Source organism: Coprococcus aceti, assembly GCF_025567285.1.
In the GTDB taxonomy this organism is placed as follows: Bacteria; Bacillota; Clostridia; order Lachnospirales; family Lachnospiraceae; genus Coprococcus; species Coprococcus aceti.
The window spans coordinates 209,290-220,099 of record NZ_JAOQJT010000006.1 but is presented as its reverse complement, the minus strand read 5'-3'; the positions used below and the strand labels follow the sequence as shown (position 1 = coordinate 220,099).

The 10,810-nt window shown below is 43.0% G+C and carries 11 protein-coding genes and 1 riboswitch; of the genes, 3 read left to right on the top strand and 8 right to left on the bottom strand.

Going from position 1 to position 10,810, the window contains the following annotated elements; genetic code table 11:
- Positions 1–858: 858 nt before the first annotated feature.
- The 7 genes from OCV54_RS10055 to OCV54_RS10025 all read right to left on the bottom strand — a co-directional run bounded on the left by OCV54_RS10055 (position 859) and on the right by OCV54_RS10025 (position 6,996).
- Entirely contained in the window at positions 859–1,215 is a 357-nt protein-coding gene (locus OCV54_RS10055) for a response regulator (RefSeq protein WP_242859647.1), read from the bottom strand.
- A gap of 110 nt (positions 1,216–1,325) precedes the next feature.
- Positions 1,326–1,428: riboswitch (cyclic di-GMP riboswitch) on the bottom strand.
- 89 nt (positions 1,429–1,517) lie between these two features.
- Positions 1,518–2,867, bottom strand: a complete 1,350-nt coding sequence (locus OCV54_RS10050) for an MATE family efflux transporter (protein ID WP_055223831.1) — start codon at positions 2,865–2,867, stop codon at positions 1,518–1,520.
- Complete coding sequence (locus OCV54_RS10045) at positions 2,864–3,313, bottom strand: MarR family winged helix-turn-helix transcriptional regulator (protein ID WP_055223828.1); 450 nt, start codon at positions 3,311–3,313, stop codon at positions 2,864–2,866. Before OCV54_RS10045 ends, OCV54_RS10050 begins: the two co-directional genes overlap by 4 nt.
- A gap of 203 nt (positions 3,314–3,516) precedes the next feature.
- The gene (locus OCV54_RS10040; protein WP_015533177.1) at positions 3,517–3,951 is read right to left on the bottom strand and encodes a hypothetical protein; all 435 of its coding nucleotides are present in this window, start codon (positions 3,949–3,951) and stop codon (positions 3,517–3,519) included.
- 88 nt (positions 3,952–4,039) lie between these two features.
- Positions 4,040–4,612 (bottom strand): chromate transporter, encoded by a 573-nt coding sequence (locus tag OCV54_RS10035; RefSeq protein WP_015533178.1) that lies wholly within the window; start codon positions 4,610–4,612, stop codon positions 4,040–4,042.
- Positions 4,612–5,250, bottom strand: coding sequence for a chromate transporter (locus tag OCV54_RS10030; RefSeq protein ID WP_055223826.1), 639 nt, complete (start codon positions 5,248–5,250; stop codon positions 4,612–4,614). The genes OCV54_RS10035 and OCV54_RS10030 overlap by 1 nt, the downstream gene beginning before the upstream one ends.
- A 90-nt stretch (positions 5,251–5,340) precedes the next feature.
- A complete protein-coding gene (locus OCV54_RS10025) occupies positions 5,341–6,996 on the bottom strand; it encodes a putative polysaccharide biosynthesis protein (RefSeq protein ID WP_055223825.1) in 1,656 nt (551 codons plus the stop codon).
- A gap of 169 nt (positions 6,997–7,165) precedes the next feature.
- Between OCV54_RS10025 and OCV54_RS10020 the strand changes: the two genes are divergently transcribed.
- Positions 7,166–7,351: a DUF4250 domain-containing protein gene (locus OCV54_RS10020; RefSeq protein ID WP_015533181.1), complete on the top strand. Its 186-nt coding sequence runs from the start codon at positions 7,166–7,168 to the stop codon at positions 7,349–7,351.
- A gap of 70 nt (positions 7,352–7,421) precedes the next feature.
- On the opposite strand, the gene OCV54_RS10015 is transcribed toward OCV54_RS10020, so the two are convergent.
- A complete protein-coding gene (locus OCV54_RS10015) occupies positions 7,422–9,086 on the bottom strand; it encodes an AI-2E family transporter (protein ID WP_055223823.1) in 1,665 nt (554 codons plus the stop codon).
- A 249-nt stretch (positions 9,087–9,335) separates the two neighbouring features.
- Between OCV54_RS10015 and OCV54_RS10010 the strand changes: the two genes are divergently transcribed.
- Complete coding sequence (locus OCV54_RS10010) at positions 9,336–9,782, top strand: NfeD family protein (protein WP_015533182.1); 447 nt, start codon at positions 9,336–9,338, stop codon at positions 9,780–9,782.
- A 53-nt stretch (positions 9,783–9,835) separates the two neighbouring features.
- Complete coding sequence (locus tag OCV54_RS10005) at positions 9,836–10,792, top strand: SPFH domain-containing protein (RefSeq protein WP_055143974.1); 957 nt, start codon at positions 9,836–9,838, stop codon at positions 10,790–10,792.
- Positions 10,793–10,810: the final 18 nt, after the last annotated feature.

Sequence of the window (10,810 nt, the reverse complement as noted above, 5' to 3'; positions counted from 1 at the left end):
CAAAATGGATGCCACCTGTACAATACAGGATAGCATCCATGTGTTCAGCCTAGTTCATAAATATGTGTCCAGGATTCTGGGTACATATCATTTCTATGCTGACGTCTTTATCTTATAATCCTATCTTGGGGCAATCTTATTATATCTACATTACTCAGTTAATTTTTGGTGTACCAGTTAGTGTACCATTTTTTTATTAATTATATAAATTTATACTAGATTTTATGTTTCTAGCAATCACCGAAGAACCCTTGATTTATAAGGCTTTATCGATATTTATGAGGATATATAGAATTATGAAAATAAGGCTGATAAATAACGATTCCTAATTTCATTTTTTCTATTTTCCTTTCTTAAAGCCTTGATTTTGCTTGATATTCTGACTTTGCCGATTATATGGTATACCATTTAGTGTACCATCTGTTTTCAGGGCGCAAAAAGCCCCAATAGCACGGTAATTGTACTACACCCGTGGCTTAATTTCAATGTTTATAATTATTATCGGAATCCCATAACTATTTTTTACCCAGTGCCTCCTTCAAAACTTGATATATCGCAGTTCCATCCTTTTTTCGTGGTAAAATAAAATCTATGATCTCCGTTGCACGATTCTCATACTGTGTTCCCAACATACTTTTTTCTATCGAAAAGTGAACAGATTGGCGCCGACGGAGCGCTGGTAGCTGCCATACAGAACTTGATGAAGAATACTAAGCAACCTTTTGAAAAAGTGTGTATTTCCATGGGAATAAGTAAGACCGATATGGCACGCTACAAAAAAATGATCTGACCTGCAGCCTCTGATCAAAACTACAGCAGCCAGCCGGGGGGTCACCCCCGGCTGGCTGCTACATTTTATCAGTTCAGATATTTCTCCATCACTGTGTTCAATTTTTCAAAATCAAGCGGTTTCGCTATGTGTTCATCCATCCCCGTGTTCTTTGCAAGCTGCACATCCTCAGCAAATGCATTTGCGGTCATGGCTATAATAGGAATCTGGCCTCTTCTTCCAGGCAGTGCTCTTATAGCGGCGGTGGCCTCATACCCATTTATGACCGGCATCTGAACATCCATAAACACTATGTCATACCAGTTCTCGGAGGCATTCTCTATCCTCTCCACAGCCTCCCTGCCATTCTCAACGATCTCCACACTGGCTCCCGTCATTCCTATGATCTCCGATGCGATCTCACTGTTCAGATCATTGTCCTCCACAAGAAGGACTCTCCTGTCCGAATAATCAGATCTTCTGATATTCTTCCAGTCGCTTTTAATAAATATAATTATACTCCTCTTTGTACATACTAGTTCCAACAGGGAAATTATACTGCAACCGGCTGTCATAGTCCGAAACAGTTCTCTGTTTTCAGACCTTAGACCCATATGGCTTTGTGTCACCGCTTTTCAACGGGTTTACTAAATATTTATTTTTCAAATTCTTTTCATATAGATTACAATTTTCTGATTAAAGTATTATAATCATTTGTTTTATTTGTCAAGCATTTATTTAATTATTTTCAGGTCTTTTCCGTTTTCCACTTCTTTGACATAACGATGTAGAATATGACGTTGAGCACGATGCCGACACATGTGGCTATAGGTGCTGCAAGTCCAATATTCGTAAGGCTTGCATCCGGCTGGATACTCATGTAATACGCCAGTGGAAGTCTCACAAGCAGAGTCTGTATAAGTCCCTGGATCATGACCCACAGCGACTTCTCATGCCCATTGAAATATCCTATCATACTGAACAGCACCGCCGTGACTATAGTCTCAGGCGCAAATCCCCTCAGATACTCGAAGCCCCTCTGGATAACAGACGCATCGGTGGTGAAAATTGATGTCATTTTGTCACCAAAGAACCACACACCAATGAATACCACCACGCCTACAGACAGTCCTATGCCCATTCCTGTAAGCATGGCTTTTCTTGCTCTGTCCTCTTTTCCCGCTCCGACATTCTGGGATACAAATGAAGCCATGGACTGCATAAGTGAGCTCGGAACCAGCATGGCAAAATTGACGATCTTGCAGGCAACTCCATATCCGGATGATGCCTCCAGGCCCAGTCTGTTGATAAATGCACACAGAGCAAGGAACGACATCTGTGTAAGGAACTCCTGCATCGCCAGCGGAAGTCCCACTGAGAGCAATCTTCTGCACTGTCTGTTTAATCTGAAATCTTTTCCTGATATCTTAAATGGAAGCTTTTTCTTCTTTAACAGTGCCAGCGCAAGAACCACACTGATAGCCTGGGCAACAACGGTTGCTATGGCTGCACCCGCAGCATCCAGATGACATCCCGCAACCAGTATAAGGTCACCGACAACATTTACTATACATGCCACAAACACAAATATAAGAGGTGATTTGCTGTCTCCAAATCCTCTGAATATCGCGGTGAGCACATTGTAGGCCATAATGAAAAATATTCCGCCTCCGCATATCCTCACGTACGACGATGTAAGAGTGACCGCCTCTGCCGGTGCCTGCATCAACACGGACAAAGGTCTTGCAAACGTCACCATGACAACTGCCAGCACCACCGCAAGTATTGCAAATATAGTCGTGGCGCCTCCAAGAAGCTCTCCTATCTGATCCGTATTCTTTTCGCCTATATATCTGGCAATAAGCACTGTGACACCCATAGCAAGTGCTGTTATCACAAATGTAACCAGATTGAGCACCTGGCTGCCTGTTGATACGGCTGAAAGCCCCGCCGTCGAACCGAATCTTCCAACCACCAGCAGGTCAACCGCACCATATGCAGCCTGAAGTATCAGTGCTCCAAGAATCGGCCCCATGAATGGGAGCATTTTTCTAATTATACTTCCCTGTGTAAAATCTGTTTTATCCTGTACACTCATCTTATGTTCTGACTCCTTTTGCTCATAACATCATAAATTTTTTCAATGGTCGCTATCATAATATCTGCATCTTCATCTGTGATATCGGCAAGAGACTCCCCCAGTCCTGCGAAATACTCATCAACATATTTGCAAACCAGATCTCTGCCAGCCTGAGTGCTCCTGATATACACAAAACGTCCATCCGCCTCTGAAGCCTTCTTTTCAACAAATCCCAAGCGTTCCATATCCTTTATCGTCTTTGTCACGCCCGGTCTTGGGAGCCCCAGCTCATCACTTATATCACTGACCTTTACCTCAGTCTCAGACCTCTCAAATCTCGTTATCACATCAAGATAATGTATATGAGTCGGTGTGACTCCATTTGGCAGCTTTGGCATCATATCTCTGACTCTCTTAGCTTGATAGCAGGCATCCATCACCTGTTTTATCTTTTCCTTTGTCATAGCATTCCTTCCTGTAAATTTATCAAATATTATTTTATTGTTATTTCGTATAATTACTTTAGGTAATTATCATTGGTAAGTATATTCATATTTTTCTTTTTGTCAAGGGGTATACAAACTCTTCATATGCCCGTTTAATACATTAACCACCATGCAAAAAAAATGCTCCACCTGATTCTCTCACAGATGAAGCATTTAATTATTCAATCCTTTTTACTAACTACCTTTACTATCCCTATAACCGATTCGATCAATACCACCGCCACAAATGGTATTCCCGCAAGCGTAATAGCAAACATCATATATTCGATTCCATTCAGCAGATGCTCCCATCCTCCTGTAGCCTGCGGCACTATCCACATTTCATTGATAACCAGAGCACCGATCAGGAATCCCAGTATCAATCCACTGATCATCCACGCCGCACAGATTATGGCGACATCTTTCAGCCGCACAATCTGATTATCGTATATCCATTTTCTGAATATAATATACAGAATTACGCATATCAGGGGTACAGCAAATACAACGACCAGATTATAACTATCATTATATGTTTCTTCCATGTAATCAGACAGCGTCATCATGCCCCAGCATATGAACTGTACTACCAGACATATCAATATTTTCTTCTTCATATGCAAACTCCCCACCACATCTACTTTTTACATACTATAATAAAGTTCTTCACATTACAATTTAATTAAAATTATAGTATGCTTTTACTCAGATCAGATATCTACCAGCAAGCCCCACGATCACCTGCATCCCGCCGGAAAGCAGCATCACCCACACAGGATTCAGTTTGAATTTTCTAAGCAGAACAACACTTACCGCAAATATCACCACGAGATTCCACTTAGTTCCAGCGATACTTATCATGTCAATCCCAGACCAGACCGCCGTGACAAATATCGAAACACCCGCTGATGCGATCATCGCCACAACCGCAGGTCTTATTCCTCCGAGCAGTTCCTGAAGGATGTCCTGTTTGCGGTATTTCAGATAAAGTCTTACTATGACTGTGACTATGATACATGAAGGAAGTATACATCCGAGCGTGGCAACCACCGCGCCGACATATCCAGCCACCCGGAGTCCCACAAATGTCGCCGAATTGACCGCTATAGGTCCCGGTGTCATCTGGGATATAGTGATCAAATCCGTGAACTCTGACATGGTCATCCACCCATGTATCTTCACTATCTGTCCCTGTATAAGCGGCATGGCGGCATAACCTCCGCCGAAACTGAAGAGTCCTATCTGGAAGAAACTTAGGAACAACTGCAAATAGATCATTATTCCATCCCCCCTTTGTCGGGATGGTTTTCAGGATTTCCGTCAGAAGTATCCTCTGTCTTTTTATGCCCATGCCCTCTTCTTTTCTCCAGCTGTCCTCTACAAACGCCGACAAGTCCACAGACAATTACTATGAACACGACATTTATCTCCAATATGTAGGATGCAACAAATGCAGCTATCATGAACAATATCCCCAGATCATCCTTCTGCTTTACTATGTCTGCTCCCATATCATATGTCACTGATGCAATGACCGCAGCTACACCGGCCTGCATTCCCTCCAGCATCTCACTGATCACCCAGTTAGTCCTGAACGCGCTGTAACAGTAAGATATGATGGATATGATGACAAATGGCGGTATGATCGTTCCGATTATGGCCACCAGTGTCCCTGCCATGCCGCACAGTTTATAGCCCACCGCTATTGCTCCATTTATCGCGATCGGTCCCGGTGACGACTGGGCTATGGCCACAAGATCAAGCATTTCGTCCTGCTCTATCCAGTGGTTTTCATCCACAAACTTTTTCTTCATAAGAGATACGATGACGTATCCACCCCCGAAGGTAAAGGTGCTCAGATATAATGTTGTTATGAATATCTTCAGAAGAGTCTTACTCTTTTTTCCTCTTTCCATAATATACCTTTCTCGTGAAAACGTTTTCACGTTCCAGATACAAGTATATTCCTATTCGAGAAATTTTGGAAACATTTTTATACAAACATTTTATTTTATCAGTCTGAACTTCTTCGCAAACCTCACAATAAGACCTCCCTTAGGCATATTGAGAAGTTCCTCCTCCGTATATCCTCCGGCTTTGAGTATAGCCACCGCATAGAATATGATCGCCACAAATACTGCAACAAACATCGCGATCACCCAGTTGCCGAGAAGCTTCCTGCAGCCCTCATATACAATGATCGTAACAACACCCATGAAGATAGATGCTATAGTAGGTGCAACGTATATTCGCCTGTTGTCCATCTTGCCGGTCTTGTACTTTGTGAGCGAACGCTGGTTGAATATACATATGAGCAGTGAGTTCACTATCGAACCAAATACCAGTGCATAAAGTGCCCAGTCTGTGCAGTACAGCATAACAACAAGAACCACCACATGTATCACCAGTGCAAGGGTGGCATTGATAACCGGTGCCATCACCTTACCCATGGCCTGAAGCACACTGTTGGTTACAGTTGACTGTGCAAAGAACACTATGGATATGAATCCAAGATACATACATTTGGCTGCCATCGGATCCGCACCTGAGAACAGGAGCTGTATTATAGGCTTAGCCAGGACTCCCATTCCAACCGCACACGGTATGGTGACCAGCATGGACATGCTGAGCGCCTGATTCAGGAGTTTATTGGTTTTCTGCATGTCATTTCTTGCATACGCACCGGATATTCCCGGAATATATGCGATTCCAACTGAAGCTGCTATGGCAAGCGGAAGGTTCGTGAGAACTGTATACTGTCCTGAGTAAATTCCATACAGCTTTGCCATCTCCAGGGAATCCATGCCCTTCATCTTCATGACCACATAGAATACCTTCATGTCTATAGGTGTGAGCACGTTATACACCACTGCTGCCACCACGATAGGTGTGACTGTGGCAATGATTATTCTGAATAACTTTCCATAGGATTCGGTGTCTGGACTTGTATCGTTCTTCACAGACTCCATGATACCCTTTCTTCTTCTCGCATAAGCGAACAGTATGAATATCAATCCTCCAAGGACTCCGGCACCTGTACCCATGGCACTTCCGGCAGAACCATACTTTGCATGCTCGGTTGTTCCAGCGGCAAATGGCTTTGCAAGCATATACGCAGCGACGATACTGACTACTGCATTTGCAAGCTGCTCTATGATCTGTGATATAGATGTAGGCACCATCGTGTTGTACGCCTGCAGATATCCTCGGAATATTGCAAGAAAGCCCGATATAAATATAGTAGGGGCAAGTATCTTAAGACTTAAGACTGCATTTGGCTGGTCACTTACAAACCATTCGGCTCCAAAGTACGTGATCAATGCCGCCACAGCACCCGCTATGACTACATATATAAATGTACAGTAGTATATACGTCTGGCACTCTTGTACTGTCCCATAGCTATCTTACCGGCAACAAGCTTCGACACCGCTGTAGGAATACTGTATGTGGCGATCATTATGACCATGGCGTATATTGCATACGCTGAACCATAATATCCATTTCCCTCATCTCCAAGTATCTGATACAGAGGTGATCTGTACAGAAGGCCGATGATCCTCGACACGATTCCGGCTCCCGCCAGGATTCCTGCCTGAAGCGCCAGATTACTTCCCTTTCCTGATAGCTTTCCTTTCTTTGCCGTACCGGTATTTGTACTCATATCTAACTCCTTATTGCCATTTCTAAATCACTGTTGTAAAATTCAATTTGTATCTTTGATATATATCACAAACTATATATATACCAATTTTATGCAGTTAATTCAACCATAATATTTATAAACACGATGCATATTATGACCCAATATACCACAAGGAGGAACTTTAACCATGGAATACTCTTCACTTCCAAAGGATCCTATGGTGCTTCTCAGCTTCATCAACACGAAGCTCAGAGATGACTATCCAAGTCTTGACGAGCTCTGCAGCTCACTATGTGTAAATGCAGATGATATCAAGAGTAAGCTCGCATCCATCGACTATTCATACGATGCAGAAAAGAACAGATTTGTGTAAAAGCAAATCTGTTCTTTTCTCTTTTGTCAGACAGGGACAGCATCTGCTTTCCCCGTGCTGATATTATGTTTTATTTATCCTGATTCCCGGAAATTTTTTTATCACTCTCCGGTTTTGCCTGACCATTTCCAACTTCTTCAGCGTCATCTTTGCTGTCAGCTTCCTTATCAGGCTCTGCATCACTTCCTACTATATTATTTGCAAGCTTTTCAGCGTCCGCCCTGCTGGCCACGCTCTTCATAACATGCATGAATTTATCAAATATACTGATAGGATCATCATCTGAATCATCGTCATCCTGAGACTGATCATCTGCATGCGCAGTGCCAGACTTCACATATTCATCATCTGGAAGATCTGATGGGTACTGAAGCATATGCTGCTTCTGCTTGAGCTTCCTTTTGTTCTCACGCTCCGCAAGCTTCTGCTCCGGCGTCTTCTTCTTGAACCTTATATCCTCTTCTTCCTCAGTTATATATATCGGCTCTCCCGTCTCCTCATCTATCCTGCGAATCTTCTCATACTCGGATGTCTTGAACGCAAGATTCTTCTCCTGCAGCTTTGCAGTGCATGTCCTGTTGATGTACATGTAACAGCAGGCAAATACAGGAACTCCGAGAAGCATTCCAAAGAATCCGAACAAACCGCCGCCAACTATGACCGCTGTGAGCACCCAGAAGCTTGAAAGTCCTGTGGTATCTCCGATGATCTTCGGTCCGAGGATATTTCCATCAAACTGCTGCAGTACAAGTATAACAATGAGCAGCACAAGACTCTTTATAGGATCTGCAATGAGCACGATGAAGAAACATGGCACAGCTCCTATGATAGGTCCGAAGAACGGTATGACATTTGTCACTCCAACGATAACACTTATCAGAACCGCATATGGCAGATTGAGTATCGTTGATACTATGAACATGATCATTCCTATAATAAGTGAATCAAGTATCTTTCCATTTATAAACTGACCAAATATCCTGTTCATCTCTGAAAGTCCGTCAAGGATAGTATTTGCATTCTTCACCTTGAATACCGCATATATTATCTTCTTTCCCCTTGAAGCAAGATATTCCTTGTTTGCCATCACATATATCGAAGCAACAATGCCTATAAGGAAATTGTACAGGAACTTAAGTCCTGAGAACACTCCACTTCCTATGTTCACCACGATCTTGTCCACATTTGGCATGATCTTGGTATTCAGCATATCCTGAACCTTGAGATATGCATTGTTCATATACTTGTTGATCTGATCCTCAGGTATATTGAGCTTCTGGAACTTCTCATTTATATTCTCCACCATCGTCTGAAGGTTGGAATAATAGGTATCCATGTTGCCCACAAGCTGCTTGATACTGTCGTAGAGCTGAGGAACCACCAGCCACACTATTCCGGTTATGATTCCAAGGAACACTATGGTAGTTAAAATAACCGACAAAGTTCTCGAAACCTTGAACAATTTTTTCTTATCCGATATGACTCTCTCCTGGAATATCGTATGAAATAATCTGTCGAAAAAAACAAGTATCGGGTTCATGAGAAACGCAATGACTGCGCCCACTATGATCGGTGCAAATGCACTCGATATCTTGTCAAGTATCGCACGAAATCCCGACCATTGCTCCAGTATCTTATTAAAAAGGAGTCCGACAACGATTATTCCTATGACCGCCAGACTTATGTTGAGAATTCTTTTCTTCTTATTATTAACAGCCAACTTCTTCTCTCCCATTCTTTAGCATGTGTTTATTATATTAGTTTTTCCAAACCTGTTCAATACAGCTTACGCAAAATTAACCATACATTTATCACTTAATCTCATAAATTTTATAATTCGTGCATATAATGCACTTTAGGGGATAGTATGTTCAGAAAATTTATGTTGTTTACCCTACTGTTTTTTAGTAAAATGAGAACTAGCCAAGGGCAAATGCGAAAAGTATCGCATACCAGGATTTCCTAAACGAGGGAGGTGTTCTATATGAATTGGGAGATTGCAACCTGGCTTATCATATTTGCCGTATGTCTCATTGCTGAGATCATATCGCTTGGACTTACAACCATCTGGGCATGTGGAGGAGCCCTGGTGGCAATGATCATCGCTTTTTTCAGCGGATCGCTGCCACTACAGATCGTTGCATTTCTTGTTGTCACCACTATTCTTTTCTTCACGACAAGACCGATTGCCAAGAAGCATCTTGACAACCAACTGGTGAAGACAAACGTAGAAAGTCTTATCGGCAAACACGTTATCGTATCTGCTGACATAGACAATCTCAAGTCCACCGGTCAGGTCTTGATCAACGGAGTTGAGTGGACAGCAAGATCCAAACATGGCGATACCATTGAAACCGGAACCGAGGTCGTGATCGACGAGATATCCGGAGTCAAAGCAATCGTAGAAAAGGCAGGAAAGCCGGCAATATAAAGCTAAGGGCTTATCAGCTTAAGACACACACATTTTTAATTAAGGAGATTATTATGGACGGAGCAGGAATTTCACTTATTATCATTTTATGTCTGATCGTAATCGTTATTATTTGCAGTACGATCAAGATCGTGCCACAGGCACACGCTTATGTAATTGAGAGACTTGGAACATATCAGGCAACATGGTCTGTTGGACTTCACATGAAGATGCCTGTTATCGATAAGGTAGCCAAGAAGGTTACACTCAAGGAGCAGGTTGTTGACTTCGCTCCACAGCCGGTTATCACAAAGGATAACGTAACAATGAGGATCGACACAGTCGTATTCTTCCAGATCACAGATCCTAAGCTTTTCAGCTACGGAGTTGAGAATCCTATCATGGCCATCGAGAACCTGACAGCTACCACACTTCGTAACATCATCGGTGATCTCGAGCTTGACCAGACACTTACATCAAGAGAGACCATCAACACCAAGATGAGAGCAACACTTGACGAGGCTACTGATCCTTGGGGAATCAAGGTCAACAGAGTAGAGCTCAAGAACATCATCCCTCCTGCAGCTATTCAGGATGCCATGGAGAAGCAGATGAAGGCAGAGCGTGAGAGACGTGAGCAGATCCTCCGTGCTGAAGGTGAGAAGAAGTCAGCCATCCTCATCGCAGAAGGTAACAAGCAGTCAGTCATCCTTGAGGCCGAGGCTGAGAAGGCTTCTCAGATCCTCCGTGCTGAGGCTAAGAAGGAAGCAACTATCAAGGAAGCCGAAGGTCAGGCACAGGCTATCCTCGCTGTACAGCAGGCAAATGCAGATGGTATCAGAGCACTGAATGAGTCAATGCCTACAAATCAGGTCATCACTCTAAAGAGCCTGGAAGCATTTACAAAGGCTGCAGACGGCAAGGCTACCAAGATCATCATCCCATCAGAGATACAGGGAATCGCAGGTCTCACCTCTTCTATTGTAGAGGTTGCCAAGAGCACTGAAACTGCTGCCATATCAAAGCAGTAACATATCAGACTATTACAA